19 protein-coding genes are annotated in these 15304 nt (G+C 68.0%); 3 read left to right on the plus strand and 16 right to left on the minus strand.

The features are described 5' to 3' along the window. Positions 1-9: 9 nt before the first annotated feature. From ACPP3B_RS04895 to ACPP3B_RS04905, 3 genes are read right to left on the minus strand one after another with little or no spacing between them, the layout of a single operon-like run. Positions 10-969: a diguanylate cyclase gene (locus tag ACPP3B_RS04895; RefSeq protein WP_299021949.1), complete on the minus strand. Its 960-nt coding sequence runs from the start codon at positions 967-969 to the stop codon at positions 10-12. Further along, entirely contained in the window at positions 959-6364 is a 5406-nt protein-coding gene (locus ACPP3B_RS04900; protein WP_424859894.1) for a PAS domain S-box protein, read from the minus strand. Before ACPP3B_RS04900 ends, ACPP3B_RS04895 begins: the two co-directional genes overlap by 11 nt. 43 nt (positions 6365-6407) lie before the next feature. Next, positions 6408-6785, minus strand: coding sequence for a response regulator (locus ACPP3B_RS04905; RefSeq protein WP_058615897.1), 378 nt, complete (start codon positions 6783-6785; stop codon positions 6408-6410). A gap of 190 nt (positions 6786-6975) precedes the next feature. Between ACPP3B_RS04905 and ACPP3B_RS04910 the strand changes: the two genes are divergently transcribed. Further along, positions 6976-7485 (plus strand): TlpA disulfide reductase family protein, encoded by a 510-nt coding sequence (locus ACPP3B_RS04910; RefSeq protein ID WP_058615896.1) that lies wholly within the window; start codon positions 6976-6978, stop codon positions 7483-7485. A gap of 82 nt (positions 7486-7567) precedes the next feature. Here the strand turns inward: ACPP3B_RS04910 and ACPP3B_RS04915 are convergent, their stop codons facing one another. Beyond that, entirely contained in the window at positions 7568-8011 is a 444-nt protein-coding gene (locus tag ACPP3B_RS04915) for a c-type cytochrome (protein ID WP_058615895.1), read from the minus strand. Positions 8012-8075: 64 nt separating this feature from the next. Between ACPP3B_RS04915 and ACPP3B_RS04920 the strand changes: the two genes are divergently transcribed. Beyond that, entirely contained in the window at positions 8076-8756 is a 681-nt protein-coding gene (locus tag ACPP3B_RS04920) for a cytochrome b/b6 domain-containing protein (RefSeq protein ID WP_058615894.1), read from the plus strand. Positions 8757-8817: 61 nt separating this feature from the next. Continuing rightward, positions 8818-9384 (plus strand): GNAT family N-acetyltransferase, encoded by a 567-nt coding sequence (locus ACPP3B_RS04925; RefSeq protein ID WP_424859895.1) that lies wholly within the window; start codon positions 8818-8820, stop codon positions 9382-9384. Here the strand turns inward: ACPP3B_RS04925 and ACPP3B_RS04930 are convergent. The 12 genes from ACPP3B_RS04930 to rpsJ form a co-directional block, all read right to left on the minus strand. Beyond that, the gene (locus ACPP3B_RS04930; RefSeq protein ID WP_058615892.1) at positions 9329-9850 is read right to left on the minus strand and encodes a peroxiredoxin; all 522 of its coding nucleotides are present in this window, start codon (positions 9848-9850) and stop codon (positions 9329-9331) included. The genes ACPP3B_RS04925 and ACPP3B_RS04930 overlap by 56 nt on opposite strands. A 101-nt stretch (positions 9851-9951) precedes the next feature. After that, positions 9952-10215, minus strand: a complete 264-nt coding sequence (rpsQ, locus tag ACPP3B_RS04935) for a 30S ribosomal protein S17 (protein WP_424859896.1) — start codon at positions 10213-10215, stop codon at positions 9952-9954. A gap of 12 nt (positions 10216-10227) precedes the next feature. Beyond that, the gene (rpmC, locus tag ACPP3B_RS04940) at positions 10228-10428 is read right to left on the minus strand and encodes a 50S ribosomal protein L29 (RefSeq protein ID WP_314227453.1); all 201 of its coding nucleotides are present in this window, start codon (positions 10426-10428) and stop codon (positions 10228-10230) included. Between the two features lie 13 nt (positions 10429-10441). Beyond that, the gene (gene rplP / locus ACPP3B_RS04945; protein ID WP_424859897.1) at positions 10442-10858 is read right to left on the minus strand and encodes a 50S ribosomal protein L16; all 417 of its coding nucleotides are present in this window, start codon (positions 10856-10858) and stop codon (positions 10442-10444) included. Between the two features lie 2 nt (positions 10859-10860). After that, on the minus strand, positions 10861-11718 hold the full coding sequence (rpsC, locus tag ACPP3B_RS04950; protein WP_424859898.1) for a 30S ribosomal protein S3: 858 nt from the start codon (positions 11716-11718) through the stop codon (positions 10861-10863). A 16-nt stretch (positions 11719-11734) separates the two neighbouring features. After that, positions 11735-12064 carry a 50S ribosomal protein L22 gene (rplV, locus tag ACPP3B_RS04955; protein WP_043700961.1) on the minus strand — a complete coding sequence of 110 codons (330 nt, stop codon included), beginning with the start codon at positions 12062-12064 and terminating at the stop codon, positions 11735-11737. 11 nt (positions 12065-12075) lie between these two features. Beyond that, the gene (gene rpsS, locus ACPP3B_RS04960; RefSeq protein ID WP_424859900.1) at positions 12076-12351 is read right to left on the minus strand and encodes a 30S ribosomal protein S19; all 276 of its coding nucleotides are present in this window, start codon (positions 12349-12351) and stop codon (positions 12076-12078) included. Positions 12352-12362: 11 nt separating this feature from the next. Next, a complete protein-coding gene (rplB, locus tag ACPP3B_RS04965; RefSeq protein ID WP_424859901.1) occupies positions 12363-13187 on the minus strand; it encodes a 50S ribosomal protein L2 in 825 nt (274 codons plus the stop codon). Positions 13188-13191: 4 nt separating this feature from the next. Continuing rightward, on the minus strand, positions 13192-13506 hold the full coding sequence (gene rplW, locus ACPP3B_RS04970; protein ID WP_314227459.1) for a 50S ribosomal protein L23: 315 nt from the start codon (positions 13504-13506) through the stop codon (positions 13192-13194). Next, positions 13503-14123, minus strand: coding sequence for a 50S ribosomal protein L4 (gene rplD / locus ACPP3B_RS04975; RefSeq protein ID WP_424859902.1), 621 nt, complete (start codon positions 14121-14123; stop codon positions 13503-13505). Before rplD ends, rplW begins: the two co-directional genes overlap by 4 nt. Positions 14124-14134: 11 nt before the next feature. Further along, positions 14135-14794, minus strand: coding sequence for a 50S ribosomal protein L3 (gene rplC / locus ACPP3B_RS04980; RefSeq protein ID WP_424859903.1), 660 nt, complete (start codon positions 14792-14794; stop codon positions 14135-14137). 192 nt (positions 14795-14986) lie between these two features. After that, entirely contained in the window at positions 14987-15298 is a 312-nt protein-coding gene (gene rpsJ, locus ACPP3B_RS04985; RefSeq protein WP_144329495.1) for a 30S ribosomal protein S10, read from the minus strand. Positions 15299-15304 lie beyond the last annotated feature (6 nt).

Genomic DNA, 15304 nt, shown 5'->3' on the forward strand with positions numbered 1-15304 from the left:
GGGAGCGGCTCAAACCCCCCCGTCTTCGCCCAACACCGCCGCGCACACGCGCGCCCGCCCGGCGCGCTTGGCCTCGTAGAGCTGCGCATCGGCCAAGCCCAGCAGGGTGGCGGCCTGCCAGCCTGGCTGCGCCGGACCGCGGCGCGTGGCCACACCCAGGCTGATGGTCAGCACGCCGCCTTCCGTCCCAAGCCGGTGCGGGATGGCCATGAGCCGCACGGCGTCCAGCAGTTGCCCGGCGAGCCGCACCGCATCGTCGGCGTCGGTGTCGGGCAGCAGGCAGACGAACTCTTCGCCCCCATAGCGCGCCACCAGATCGGTGCCGCGGCGCACCGATTCGCGCAGGCAGGCCGCCACCCGGCGCAGCGCCTCGTCACCCGCTTGGTGGCCGACGTGGTCGTTGTAGGCCTTGAAGTGGTCCACGTCCGCCAAAATCAGGCTCAGCGGCGTACCGTGGCGTTGCGCGCGCGCCCATTCCACGGCCAACCGCTCGTCGAACTGGCGCCGGTTGGCCACCCCCGTCAAGCCATCGACGAAGGCGAGGGAGCGTAGCAGGTCGGACTGAAATTTGAGCGTCAGGTGGGTGCGCACGCGCGCGCGCACGACGCTGGCGTTGATGGGCTTGGTGATGAAGTCGACCGCTCCCTCCTCCAAGCAGCGGGTCTCGATGTCTTCGCCAGTGTGCGCGGTGACGAACATCACCGGCATGTCGCGCGTCAGCGGATCGGCCCGCATGGCCTGCAAAACGGCAAAACCATCCATGTCTTCCATGACGATGTCGAGCAGCATCAGGTCGGGCTGCTGTTCGCGCGCCACCTTCAGGGCTTGGGCACCGCTGGTGGCCATGAAGAGCTGGTAGTCACCGCCGAGCGCGCGGTGCAGCACCTGCAGGTGCACGCGCTGGTCGTCCACCAGCAGCACGCGCGGCTTGCGCACGGGCCAAGCGGTCGTGATGGCGTCAGGTGGCATCGGACTCTCCTGGTGCGCTGGCGAGCAGCGCCTGTGCCGCGGCAGCTGCGGCCTCGAAATCCATGGCCTCCATCGCCTGATGCAGCGGCGCCCAACGCGCATCCTGCGCCACGGCGGGGTCGGCCAGCAGCTGGTCGTGCAGGTCTAGCGCTTCCATGTCGCTGGCCTGCAGCAGCGTGTACAGGCGCTGCAGCGACTCGCGCCAGCGCGCGGGATCGGCGTCGGCCCCGGCGCGCGTGGCCTCGGCCCCAGACTCGGGTGGCACCAGGCCGCGCGCAACCAGCTCGGCCAGCACGCGCGGCAGGGCCTCGGCCGTGGCCTGCAGCGCCTGCGCGAGCGCCGGCCACCAGGGCGGCACCACGGCCGGCACGGCCCCGGCCCCATCGGCCAGTGCCGCCTTGACGGCGCGCTCGGCCTGGGCGGCCACGTCCGCCAGCGGCTGCGCGCCGATGGTGGCCGCCGTGCCCTTGAGCGTGTGCAGGGCCGCGGCCAGGGCACCGTCGGGGGACTGACTCAGGCGGGTCTGCAGGTCCGCCTGCGTGTGCGGCAGCCCTTGCAGGAAGCTACGCGCGATGCGCTGGTACAGGCGCGGATCGCCCCCTAGGCGCTCCAGCGCCGCCGGGACGTCCACCCAATCGGCGTCGGGCCAGGGCGCGTGCACGGCCGCGGCGTCGGTTGCTCCGGCGGCGGACGGCGTCTCCGGGGGGGCAGCGTCTTCGTCAGCCCCGTCCAGCGATGCGCGCACCGCGTGCGGCGCCCACCGCAGCAGCACCTGCACCAGTTGATCGATGGCAAAGGGCTTGCCCACGTGGTCGTTCATGCCCGCAGCCAGGCACGCCTCGCGGTCGCTGGCCATGGCGTTGGCGGTCATGGCCACGATGGGCAAGTCGGTCAAGCCGAGCTGGTGCCGGATGGCTTGGGTCGCCTGCAGCCCGTCCATGACGGGCATTTGCATGTCCATCAGCACCACGTCCCAACCGTCGGGGCGCGCACGCAGCTGGTCCAGCGCCGCCTGTCCGTGGTCGGCCACCGATACCCGCGCGCCTTCGCGTTGCAACAGCTCGCGCGCCACTTGCTGGTTGATCGGGTTGTCCTCCACCAGCAGGATGCGCATGCCCGCCAGCCGCCGGGTGCCTTGGATGGGGGCCTGCTGGGGCGCGGGCCCCGCCTGCTGGGCGCGCGCCATGCGCACCGCCTCCAGCAACATCGACGCCGTGACCGGTTTGACCAAGAAGCCGTCGAGCGCGGCCTGCCGCTGCGCCGGCACCTGCGCCAGCACGTCGCGGCCGCTGGCGGTGACCATCACCACCGCCGAGCGCTGCGCCGGCGGCAGGGTCGTGCGCAACCGCTCGGCCAGGGTCAGGCCGTCCATGCCGGGCAGCGACCAGTCGACGAAGATCGCGTCGTACGGCGCGTCGGCGGCGCGCACGCGCTGCAGCGCGGCCTCGGCATCGGCCACCGCGTCGCACTGCCAGCCGAGCTGCTGCACCGTGTGGCACAGCAGCTCGCGCGCCAGCGGGTGGTCATCCACCACCAGGCAGCGCAGCGACTGCAGCTCGGGCGGCACGCCTTCCGCAGCCAGCGCCGCGGGCACCTCGCGCGCCACCCCTAACTCGACCTCGAAGGCAAACGTGCTGCCCTGCCCGGGCGTGCTGTCGACGGTGATGTCGCCCCCCATCATCTGCACCAGCCGGCGGCTGATGGCCAGCCCCAGCCCGGTGCCGCCAAAGCGCCGCGTGGTGGAACTTTCGGCCTGCGTGAAGGCGGAAAACAACCGCGCCTGTGCCTCGGGCGCGATGCAGATGCCGGTGTCGATGACGGCGATGCGCAGCCGCACGCGCTGCGATCCGTCGGGATCGGTGTGCCGCTGCAGCAGCCGTGCCCGTACGGTGACGCTGCCCGCGGCGGTGAATTTGATGGCGTTGCCGGCCAGATTGATGAGCACCTGCTGCAGGCGCATCGCGTCGCCCACCAGCACGCGCGGGATGGCGGGGTCCAGGTCGAACAGCAGCTCCAGCCGTTTGCCCTTGAGGCTGGCGGCCATGATGGTGGCCACGTCGCGCCACAGCCGGTCGATGGCGAACGGCTCGGGGTCGAGCTCGAGTTTGCCGGCCTCGATCTTGGAAAAGTCCAGAATGTCGTTGAGGATGCCCAACACCGACTTGGCGGCGGACTCGGCCTTTTCCGCATAGTCGCGCTGGCGCGCGTCCAGCGCCGTGCCCAGCAGCAGCTGCAGCATACCCAGCACCGCGTTCATGGGGGTGCGGATTTCGTGGCTCATGTTGGCCACGAACTGGCTCTTGGCCTGGCTGGCCTCCTCGGCTGCGCGGCGGGCGTTTTCCAGCTCGGTGACGTCGTAGCGCAGCCCGACGTGTAGCCCGGCCGGCGTGATGCGCTCCACGATGCGCAGCGCTCGCCCGTCCTCGAGCCGCACCACACGGTCGGTGGTGCCGGTGCGAAACTCGGCCAGTCGCCGCGCGAGCCATGCCTCGGCGTCCAGGCCGCCCAGGTCGATGCCACCACGCTGAACCCCGGTGCGAATGAAGGTCTCGAACGGCACGCCGGGCTGGAGGATGTCGGCCAGCGCCGCGTGCATGTAGTAGAAGCGCTCATTGGCCCACAGCAGGTGCTCGTCCATGTCGAACACGCACAGGGCGGCGCCCGCCGCGTCGAGCGCGCTCTCGAGCAACTGACGCGCCGACTCGGCCTCGCTGCGTGCACGCTCCAATTCGGTGATGTCGATGCAAAAACCGACGATATACCCTTCCGGCGTGCGCCGCTCGACGATGCGGATGACGCGCCCGCTGGCCAGGCGCTGCACCAGGCTGGATACCCCGCTGCGGTGCTGCGCCAGCCGCTCGGCCACCCACTCCTCGACGCGCCCGACCGCCGCCGGGTACTCGCCGCGCTCGGCCCCGTAGCGGATGATTTCCTCGAACGTGCGTCCCGGCTCCATCAGAGGCGCCGCGATGGGGTAGATCTGGCGGTAGGTCTCGTTGCAGTAGACGAGGCGATCGTCCGGGTCGTAGAGCACGAAGCCCTCGTCGATGGTGTCGATGGCGCTGCGCAGCAGCCGCTCGGCGCGCTGTGCGTGCTCCTCGGCGGCCTTGACGTCGCTGATGTCCAGGTTGGCCCCATAGAGCGCGCGGGCGCGTCCGCTGGCATCGCGCTCGAACGCCTCGGCACGCGTGCGCACCCACACCCAGCGGCCGTCGCGGTGGCGCATGCGCAGCGTGGCCTCGAACGCCTCGCTCATGCCCTCGACATAGGCCTGCAGCGCCAGCTGCACGCCGGGCAGATCGTCGGGGTGCACGCGCTCGGCCCAGGTGGCCATGCCGATGAACGGGGGACCGCCTGGCTCACCCAGTATCGCCCACCAACGCGCATCGACCTCGGCGTCGCCCGTGTCCGGATCCAGCACCCAGGTGCCCGCACCCGTGGCGCGCACCAGGTTGTCCAGCCGCTGCTGCGCCGCGCGCCGTTGCGCCTCGGCCTCCTTGCGCGCGGTGATGTCGAAGCGGATCGACAAATAGCGCTCGATCTGCCCCTGCGCGTCGAACAGCGGCGCGACGATGCTGTCGACCCAATAAAGCCGCCCATCCTTGGCGCGGTTGCAGATTTCGCCGCGCCAGGCACGGCCGCTGGCGATCGTCGTCCAGAAATCGTGCCAGAACGCCGCGTCGTGGTGGCCCGAGTTGATGATGCGGTGTGGCGCGCCGATGAGCTCGTCGCGCGTGTAGCCGCTGATGGCGCAAAAGGCCTCGTTGGCGTCGACGATGGTGCCGTCCGGCGCCGCTTGGCTGACGATGGCGTGTTGGCGCACGGTGTCCATCAGCGTCTGGGCCTCTTGCAGCGCCACGCGCAGGCGCTCCTCGCTGCGCACCCGTTCGGTGATGTCGATCTCCACCGCCATGAAGCCGGTGCAGGTGCCCGTCTCGTCGCGCAGGGGCACCAGCTCGACGTTGATCCAATATTCGCGCCCGTCCTTGGCGCGGTTGAGGATGTCGACCTCGCACGGCTCGGCGCGCTGCACCGCCTCGCGCAAGCGGGCCACGGCGGCCGGATCGGTGCGCTCGCACTGCAGCAGCTTACCCGGTACCTGGCCGCGCAGCTCGTCCAGCGTGTAGCCGGTCAGCGCCTCGCACGCCGCGTTGACCCAGGTCACGCGCCCCGCGCGGTCGGTGAAGATGATCGCATTGTGGGTGTAGCGCGCCACCAGCGACAGGCGCTGCACGTCGCTGCGCAGCGCCTCCAGACGTTCGTGCTCGGCACGGCGCAGGCGAAAGGCGGCCAGCGTCGCCCAGCCTGCCAGCAGGCCGATGGGCAAGGCACCCACGGCAATGAGCGCCGACGCGACCGGCCACCATTGCCGCTCCAACGCCGGGGTGCTGCGCACGCCCAGCACGTATTCGCGCTGGCCGACGGTAAGGGTGCGCTGCACCGCGGCGTCGGCAGCACCTTGCCAATACGCGCGATCACTCAGCAGCGCCTCGGGCCCATGACCGTCGGAATCGTGCAATGCCACGCCGCGGCGGCCATCGTCAGGTGGTACGGGCTGGCCTGGTGCGGCCACAGCCAGGGTTGGCGACGCCTTGGGATCCACCCAGTGCCAGTCGTATTTGGGGTTGAGCAGGCCCGCGTCGCGAACCAGCTCGGCCGCCGGCACACCGGTGACGATGAAGCCGCGCAACTGCCGCCAGCGCTCGGGCACACTGGCAGGAGTCCACCCGCCCTCATAGACTGGCATCACCAGCAACAGGCCGTACTCGAGCCGCTCGGTATTGGCCAATCGCACCGGCGCCGTCACGGCCCAGTCGCCCGTGACGACCGCACGCTGCATGGCCTCCCAGCGCACGGGGTCGCTCGCGATATCCAGTCCGATCAAACGCTCCTGCCCCGAGGGCTCGATGCAGTCGATGATGAAGCGGTCGCGCTCGGGGTCGGGGTCGGGCCGCAAACGCCGGTATTGCACGTCCACCGGCAATCCCCGCGTGCGCGCCTCGGCCAGCCAGTCGTCCACGGCCGCGGGTGCCACGCGGCGCGCGAAGGCCAGACCACTGGCGGCCGGATACCGCTCGGGCAGCTCCAGCGGCCCCACGAACTCGCGCGCGTCGCGCCAACCGGCGCCCGGATTGGCGTGCAACCAGGCACGCGTGGCCAGCAGGAGGGCGCCATAGCGTTCGAAGGCACTGTCCAGCCGCCGTTCGGCCAAGTCCATCTCGTGTTGCAGCTGTTGCTGCAGATCGTCTTGCGCGCGCTGGTACAGCCATGTGGAGATGGCCGCGGCCAGCACCCACACCAGCAACACGGCCAGTGCCGCCATCCAGGCAGCACCGCGCTGCACCGGCTGCCCCGTCATCGGCGGCGGCGCGTCGGGGTGCGATCGGCTCTCCATCGTCAACAGCTCCTGCTCAACGCGGCGGGTTCGCAACCTCGGGTCACGGCACCACGCGCGCCAGCTCGGCCGCGAGCCGCTCGGCGTCGAGCGGCTTGGCCACGTAGCCATCCGCCCCCGCATCGAGCAGGCGACGGCGGTCCTCGGGCAGGTCGTAGGCCGTGACCATGATGACCGGGGTGTGGCGCCGGCCGGCGCGCTCCAGCGCGCGCAGCTCGGCCAGCGCCTCCAGCCCGCCCATGTCGGGCATGGTCACATCGAGCAACATGACGTCGAAGGCCTGCGTCTGCAGGGCCTGCAACGCCTGCCGGCCACCGTTGACCAACACGCCACTGTGGCCCATGTCACGCAGCAAGCGCGCGGCGATGCGTAGGTTGAGGGGGTTGTCGTCGGCGACCAAAACGCGCAAGGGTCGGGCCATGGGTGCTTTATAACGAGAATGCCGTGTGTGCACCCTATTGTGAGGCCAAAATCGACGCTGTCGAACTTTTACCGCCGCGGCACGCTCCCATACCCGCAGGGGCAGGCGCTCGCCGACACCGCGCTTGCCGTGGTCTCATCCCCAGGCCCCGCCCCTGGTGCTGACGCTGACGAACGAAGGAATGATACCGATGACCCCACGATGGCGACCCTGGCTGCTGACCGCCCCCGTATGGCTGGCGGTGGGCGCCTCCCTGAGCTTGGGCGGCTGTGGCGCCGCCGAACGCGCACCGCAGTCCACCTTCCGACTGCTCGACGGCAGCACGCTGACGAGCGCCGACCTGGCCGGGCGCGTGTTGCTGGTCAACTTCTGGGCCACCACGTGCGTGAGCTGCGTCAAGGAGATGCCACAACTGGTCGAGCTGTACCGGCGCTACCACGCGCGCGGCTTCGAGACGGTGGCGGTGGCGATGAGCTATGACCCGCCGGAGTGGGTGGCCAACTTCACCCGCACGCGGCAACTGCCGTTCAAGGTGGCGCTCGATACCGATGGCAGCCTGGCGCGTGACTGGGGGGAGGTCAAACTGACCCCCACCACTTACATCGTGGACCGGCAGGGCCGCATCGTCAAGCGCTACGTGGGCGAGCCCGACTTCCAGGCGTTGGCTGCTCTGCTTGAAAAGCTGCTGGCCGAGGGGTGACCGCCGCCACCACGCCCGGCACCGCCGGTGCAACCTCGCGCGCAGACGGCGCGACCGAGGCCGTCCGCGCTGGCCCGTGAGGTCACTCCCGATAGGCGTCGTGGCACGCCTTGCAGGTGGCCGCTGCGTCACCGAAGGTCTTTTTGATCGCGTCCAGGTTGCCCGTGCGGGCGGCCGCGTCCAGATCGGCGACGGCTTTCATCATCTTGTCCGCACCGGCGCGCACCTTGTCCATCTCCATCCAGGCTTCGGGCTTGGTGCGGCTTTTGATCTTTTCGGTGTCCGGCGTGAACCCCTGCCACGGCAACTTGGCCATCGTGGCCACGATGGCGGCGTTTTCCTGCGCGGCCTTGGCGTCGAACGGCACGCGCCCCTGCACCATGGCGCCGATGCGGCTGAAGTGGGCCCCCATCACGTTGAAGGCCGACTGGCGGTAACGGACCGCATCCTCAGGCTTTTGAAACTGGGCGTGCGCCGCACCACTGAGCGCGAGCGCCGCCACGGCCAACAGAAGTCGATGCTGCATGAGAACACCTCCTGGTGTAGAGTTGGGGGAATCCTCAGTGTATGCGAATGTGCCGAACTCTGCCATGACAACGCCCGCCGAGACCGTACCCGTGCGCGTGTGGGATCTGCCCACGCGACTGTTTCACTGGCTGCTGGTGCTGGCCGTGGTGGGGCTGGTCATCACCGGTAACCTGGGCGGCAACTGGATGACCTGGCACCAGCGCTTGGGCTATGCAGTGCTGGCGCTGTTGATCTTTCGCGTGCTGTGGGGGCTGGTGGGCGGGCGTTGGTCGCGCTTCGTCGCCTTTCTGTATGGCCCAGGGTCGCTGTGGGCCTACCTGCGCGGCCGCGGCGACCCGCTGTGGTCGGTGGGGCATTCGCCGTTGGGGGCGCTGTCGGTCTTTGCATTGTTGACGGTGCTCGCGGTGCAAGTGGGCACCGGGCTGATCAGCGACGACGAGATCGCCTTCGTCGGTCCACTGGCGCGCTTCGTGTCGTCAGAGACGGCGTACGCCGCCACGGCCTACCACAAGCAATGGGGCAAGCTGCTGGTGCTGGGGCTGGTGGTGCTGCACGTGGCCGCCATCGTCGTGTACCGGCTGCGGGGGCAATCCCTGGTGCCGCCCATGATCCACGGCGACAAGCCGCTGCCGCCGGGCACCCCCGCCAGCGCCGATGGCTGGCGCGAGCGGCTGCGGGCCCTGGCCGTGGCGGCCGTCAGCGTCGCCGTCACCGTTTGGATCGTTTCGTTGGGCGCTGCCTAGGGTCGCCTGTCCTGCATCGCACGCGCCACCCAGGCGCCGCGCTTGGCTCTATCATCGCGGCATGAACGAGGCATCCGACCCGCCGCCGTGTGGTGACGCGGCCGCCGAACCGGACATTCGCTTGTGGGTGGCACCGCAAGGCCCGGCGCTCGACGCGGTGCGCACGCTATTTTTGGAGTATCAGGACGACATCGGCATCGATTTGGGCTTCCAGGGCTTTGCCGAGGAGCTGGCCACGCTGCCAGGTGTCTACGCGCCGCCGCAGGGCGCACTGGTGTTGGCCACGGTCGATGGCGAGCCGGCCGGCTGCTGCGCGATGCGCCCCCTGCTGGAGAGCGACCACGGCAACGCCTGCGAGATGAAGCGGCTGTTCGTGCGTCGGCCGTTTCGGGGCTTTGGGCTGGGGCGGCAGCTGGCCGAACGGATCGTGCTGTTGGCCGAGCAGGCGGGCTACGACTGCATGCTGCTCGACACCTTGCGCGACATGGAGGCAGCGCGCGCCCTCTACCACGAGTTGGGGTTTGAGGAAATCCCGCCCTACTACCACAACCCGTTGCCGGGCGCGCACTACCTCAAGCGGCGGCTTGGAGTCGACGCGCCTGCGCCAGCAGCGTATCGGCGTCGCTGACGGCGAATTCGCCCGGCCCCTCGACGTTGAGCGTGCGCACCACGCCGTCTTGCACCAACATCGAGTACCGGTTGCTGCGCAACCCCAGGCCGCGGGCGGTCAGATCCAGCGTCAGCCCCGTGGCGCGGGCGAACGCCGCGCTGCCGTCGGCCAGCATGCGTATCTTGCCAGCGCACCCTTGGTCCCGGGCCCACGCGCCCATGACGAACACATCGTTGACGCTGACGCACCAAATTTCGTCCACGCCAGCCGCGCGCAGCTCGTCGTAGCGCTGCAGATACCCTGGCACGTGCTGCGCCGAGCAAGTGGGCGTGAACGCGCCAGGCACGGCAAAGAGCGCGATCGTCTTGCCCGCCGCTTCGGCGCGCACGGGTACGGGGCGCGGGCCGATGCTGCAGCCCTCGCCTTCGGTCTCGACGAACTCCATCAGCGTCACGTCGGGCAGGGTATCACCCACTTGGATCATGGAAAACCTCCTCGCTAAGTAAAAAAGGACGACCGCATTGTCGGTCGTCCCCTTTGCCCTGACAACAGGGCAGGATTTCCGGGCCGGCGCCGCGCTGGGCGTCAGACCTCGGAGGCCTTTTGCACCAGGCGCGTGGCCACCCAGTTTTTGGTTTTGGACAGCGGACGGCTCTCGGTGATCTCGACGATGTCGCCCAGCTTGTACTCGCCGTTTTCGTCGTGGGCGTGGTACTTGCTCGACTTGATCACGATCTTGTCGTAGAGCTCGTGCTTGACGCGGCGCTCGACCAGCACGGTGATGGTCTTGGCGCGCTTGTCGCTGACCACCTTGCCAATCAGCGTACGCTTGACTTTGGTTTGCGTCATGGTGGTCTCTCCTTACTGGCCGGCGGCCGCCAGCTTTTCGGCCAGGATGGTCTTGGCGCGCGCGATGGCGCGGCGGGTTTGCCGCAGCGCCGCGGTGTTGGCCAACTGCTGCGTGGCCTTTTGCATGCGCAGGTTGAAGTGGGCCTTTTGCAGCGACTGGATTTCGGCCTGCAGGGCGGCGACGTCTTTTTGGCGCAGTTCAGCGGATTTCATGGTCGGCTCCTCCTCACTGGCCCAACATGCGGGTCACGAACGTGGTGCGCAGCGGCAGCTTGGCCGCGGCGAGCTGGAACGCCTCACGGGCGAGCTGCTCGGGCACGCCGACGATCTCGTACAGCACCTTGCCGGGCTGGATCTCGGCGACGTAGAACTCCACGTTGCCCTTGCCGTTGCCCATGCGGACCTCGGCCGGCTTTTTCGTGATGGGCTTGTCCGGGAAGACGCGGATCCAAATCCGTCCCCCCCGCTTGACGTGGCGCGAGATGGCGCGACGCGCCGCCTCGATCTGGCGCGCGGTCAGGCGGCCGCGGTCGGTGGCCTTGAGGCCGAAATCACCGAACACCACCGTGGTGCCGCTGGTGGCGACCCCGGTGTTGCGGCCCTTGTGTTCCTTGCGGAATTTGCGACGGGCTGGTTGCAACATGTTTATTCTCCTTTGCCGTCCGCTGCTGCAGATGCGGGTGCGTCGGACCGAACGCGCTTAACGGCGGGTTGTGCAGTGGCCTCGGCGGGCTTGTCGCTGCCGTCGGCCGGTGCGGCATTGCTGCCACGGCGGGCGCTGCCACGGGCCGGGCGCGCGCCGTCGCGGCGCGGGCCGCGCGGACGGCGCTCGTCGTCGGGGCGCGGCGTGCTGTCGAGCGACGGCACGTCGTTGCGGCCCAGGTTGTCACCCTTGTAGACCCAGACCTTGACACCGATGGTGCCATACGTGGTCTTGGCCACCGAGGTGCCGTAGTCGATGTCGGCGCGCAGCGTGTGCAGCGGCACGCGACCTTCGCGGTACCACTCGGTGCGCGCGATCTCGATGCCGTTCAAGCGGCCCGACGACATGATCTTGACCCCCTGCGCGCCGAGCCGCATCGCGTTTTGCATCGCGCGCTTCATCGCGCGGCGGAACATGATGCGCTTCTCCAGCTGCTGGGTGATGCTGTCGGCGATGAGCTGCGCGTCGACTTCGGGCTTGCGGATTTCCTCGATGTTGACGGCCACCGGCACGCCCAGCATCGCGGCCAGATCCTTCTTCAGGCGCTCGATGTCCTCGCCCTTCTTGCCAATCACCACACCCGGGCGCGCCGAGTGGATGGTGATGCGGGCGTTCTTGGCGGGACGCTCGATGACGATGCGCGAGACGGCGGCGTTCTTGAGCTTGTCACGCAGGTATTGGCGCACCTTGATGTCGTCGGCCAACATGCCGGCGAACTCGCGGTTGCTGGCGTACCAGCGGCTGGCCCAGTTGCGGCTGACGGACAGGCGGAAGCCGGTCGGATGGATTTTCTGTCCCATGGTCTTCCTTTCCTGGTCAGTTGCCGACGGTCACGTAGATGTGACAGGTGGGCTTGCTGATGCGGTTGCCGCGGCCTTTGGCGCGCGCCGTGAAGCGCTTGAGCGTGGTGCCTTGCTCGACGTGGATGGTCTTGACCTTCAGCTCGTCGATGTCGGCACCGTCGTTGTGCTCGGCGTTGGCGATGGCCGACAGCAACGCCTTTTTGATGATGCCGGCGGCTTTCTTGGGCGTGAAGGTCAGGATCTGCAGCGCCTGATCCACCTTCTTGCCGCGGATCAGGTCGGCGACCAGCCGGCCTTTGTCGGCCGACAGGCGAACGCCGCGAACGATACAGCGGGTTTCCATGGATGCAATCCTCACTTCTTGGCTTTCTTGTCGCCGGGGTGGCCCTTGAACGAGCGCGTCAGCGAAAACTCACCCAGCTTGTGGCCGACCATCTGCTCGGTCACGTACACCGGCACGTGTTGCTTGCCGTTGTGCACGGCGATCGTCAAGCCGATGAACTCGGGCAGGATCGTCGAGCGCCGCGACCAGGTCTTGATGGGCTTTTTGTCCTTGGCAGCCAGCGCCTTCTCGACCTTGGCCATCAGGTGATGGTCAACGAAGGGACCTTTTTTCAGAGAACGGGACATGGCTCAACCCTTTACTTCTTGCGGCGCGACACGATCATGTTTTGCGTGCGGCGGTTGCTGCGGGTGCGGTAACCCTTGGTCAGGTTGCCCCACGGATCCACCGGCGGCTTGCCGGTACCGGTGCGGCCCTCACCACCACCGTGCGGGTGGTCGATCGGGTTCATCGCCACGCCACGCACCGTCGGGCGGATGCCCATGTGGCGCTTGACACCGGCCTTGCCGAGCTGGCGCAGGCTGTGCTCGGGGTTGGAGACCTCACCGATGGTGGCGCGGCAGTCCACGTGCACCTTGCGCACTTCGCCCGAACGCAGACGCACCTGGGCATAGACACCCTCACGCGCCAGCAGCACGGCCGAAGCGCCCGCCGAGCGCGCCAGCTGCGCGCCCTTGCCGGGCTTGAGCTCGATGCAGTGGATGGTCGAACCCACCGGGATGTTGCGGATCGGCAACGTGTTGCCGACACGGATCGGCGACTCGGCACCACTGACGAGGGTCTGGCCGACCTCGATGCCACGCGGCGCGATGATGTAGCGACGCTCGCCATCGGCATAGCACAGCAGCGCGATGTGCGCGGTGCGGTTCGGGTCGTACTCCAGGCGCTCCACCTTGGCCGGGATACCGTCCTTGTTGCGACGGAAGTCCACGATGCGGTAGTGGTGCTTGGCGCCGCCACCCTTGTGGCGCACGGTGATGTGGCCGTTGTTGTTTCGGCCCGCCGTCTTGGCCAGCGGCTCCAGCAGCGGCGCGTAGGCAGGGCCCTTGTACAGGTTTTCGCGCGTGACCTTGACCATGCCGCGACGGCCTGGCGAGGTCGGCTTCATCTTGATGACTGCCATGATGTCAGATCCCTTCAGCGCCGAACTGGATCTCCTGACCGGCGGCCAGGGTCACATAGGCCTTGCGCACGTGGTCGCGGCGACCGATGGTCTTGCCGAAGCGCTTGACCTTGCCTTTTTGGTTCAGCACGTTGACGTCCTGAACCTTGACGTTGAACAGCAGCTCCACCGCGGCCTTGATCTCGGGCTTGCTGGCATTGCGCAGCACCTTGAACAGAACCGTGTTGGAGTTCTCGCCCACGCGGGTGGCCTTCTCCGAGATGATCGGCGCCACCAGCACCTGCATCAGGCGACCTTGGTCGAACTTGGGCTGGCTCATGCGAACATCTCCTTGATCTGGTCCAGCGCACCCTTGGTGACGAGCACCTTCTTGAAGTGCACCAGCGACACCGGGTCGGCGTAGCGCGGCTCGACCACCAGCACGTTGGGCAGGTTGCGCGACGCCAAGTAGAGGTTTTCGTCGATCTCGTCGGCGATGATGAGCGCCGAGTTCAGGTTCATGGCCTTGAGCTTGCTGGCCAGCAGCTTGGTCTTGGGCGCTTCGACCTTGATCGAATCGACCACCGACAGCCGCCCTTCACGCACGAGCTGCGAGAAGATGGACGCCATGCCAGCGCGGTACATCTTCTTGTTGAGCTTTTGGCTGAAGTTTTCGTTGGGGCTGCTCGGGAAGATCTTGCCGCCCCCGCGCCACAGCGGCGACGAGGTCATACCGGCACGCGCATTGCCCGTGCCCTTTTGACGGAACGGCTTCTTGGTGGAGTGCTTGACAGCGCCCCGGTCCTTTTGCGCGCGCGTGCCTTGGCGGGCGTTGGCCTGATAGGCCACCACCAGCTGGTGCACCAGCGCTTCGTTGAATTCGCGACCAAACACGGTTTCGGGCACCTCGACGGTGGAGGCGGCCTGACCCTGGTCGTTGAGGAGTTCGACTTGCATCCGTGCGCTCCTTACTTGGCGGCCTTGACGGCCGGACGGACGGTCACGAAGCCGCCCTTGGCACCGGGAACGGCCCCCTTGATCAGGAGCAGTTGGCGTTCGGCATCGACGCGCACCACGTCGAGATTCTGGGTGGTAACGGTGTCGCAACCCATGTGGCCGGTCATGCGCTTGCCCGGGAACACACGGCCCGGATCTTGTGCCATCGAGATGGAGCCCGGCACGTTGTGCGAACGGCTGTTGCCGTGCGAGGCGCGCTGCGAACCGAAGTTGTGGCGCTTGATGGTGCCCGCGAAGCCCTTACCGATGGTCGTGCCTTGCACGTCCACCTTTTGACCCGGCTGGAACAGCTCGGCCACGGGGATGACGGCGCCCGGGGTGAACTTCGCCGCGACCTCGGCGCTGACGCGGAATTCCTGAAGGATTTCACCGGCTTCGACACCGGCCTTGGCATAGTGACCCGCCATCGGCTTGGTCACGCGCGAGGCGCGCCGCTTGCCAAACGCCACCTGCAGGGCGTCATAGCCATCGACGGCCTGGGTCTTGACTTGCGCCACCCGGTTGTTCGACACATCGACCACCGTGACGGGCACTGCGTCCCCGTCTTCGGTGAACAGACGCATCATGCCCACCTTGCGGCCCAACAACCCGAGAGAGTTGCTCAGACTCATGGTTTTCTCCGTTCCCGACTGCAATTGGCCGGGTCTGATGGCCCACTCCAGCCGCATCGCCAAGCTGCGATGCCCCGCTGGCAGCGGGCAGGTTACAGGTTTTCCTCGCCCCAAAAAGGACGAAGCCCGCAACTATACCGTGCGGGCTTGCGTTCGTCAAGCGCTTCGCGCAGCGCTCGACACTGGCGTGCATCACTGCAGCTTGATTTCGACGTCCACGCCAGCGGGCAGATCCAGCTTCATGAGCGCGTCGACGGTCTTGTCGGTCGGATCGACGATGTCCATCAGGCGCTGGTGGGTGCGGATCTCGAACTGGTCGCGGCTGGTCTTGTTGACGTGCGGCGAGCGCAGGATGTCGAAGCGCTTCATGCGCGTCGGCAGCGGCACGGGGCCGCGCACGATGGCGCCGGTGCGCTTGGCGGTATCGACGATCTCGGCCGCCGAGGCGTCGATCAGCTTGTAGTCGAACGCCTTGAGGCGGATGCGGATCTTTTGCTTGTTCATGGGGGC

The organism is Tepidimonas sp. HKU77, assembly GCF_049728535.1.
Classification (GTDB): Bacteria; Pseudomonadota; Gammaproteobacteria; order Burkholderiales; family Burkholderiaceae_C; genus Tepidimonas.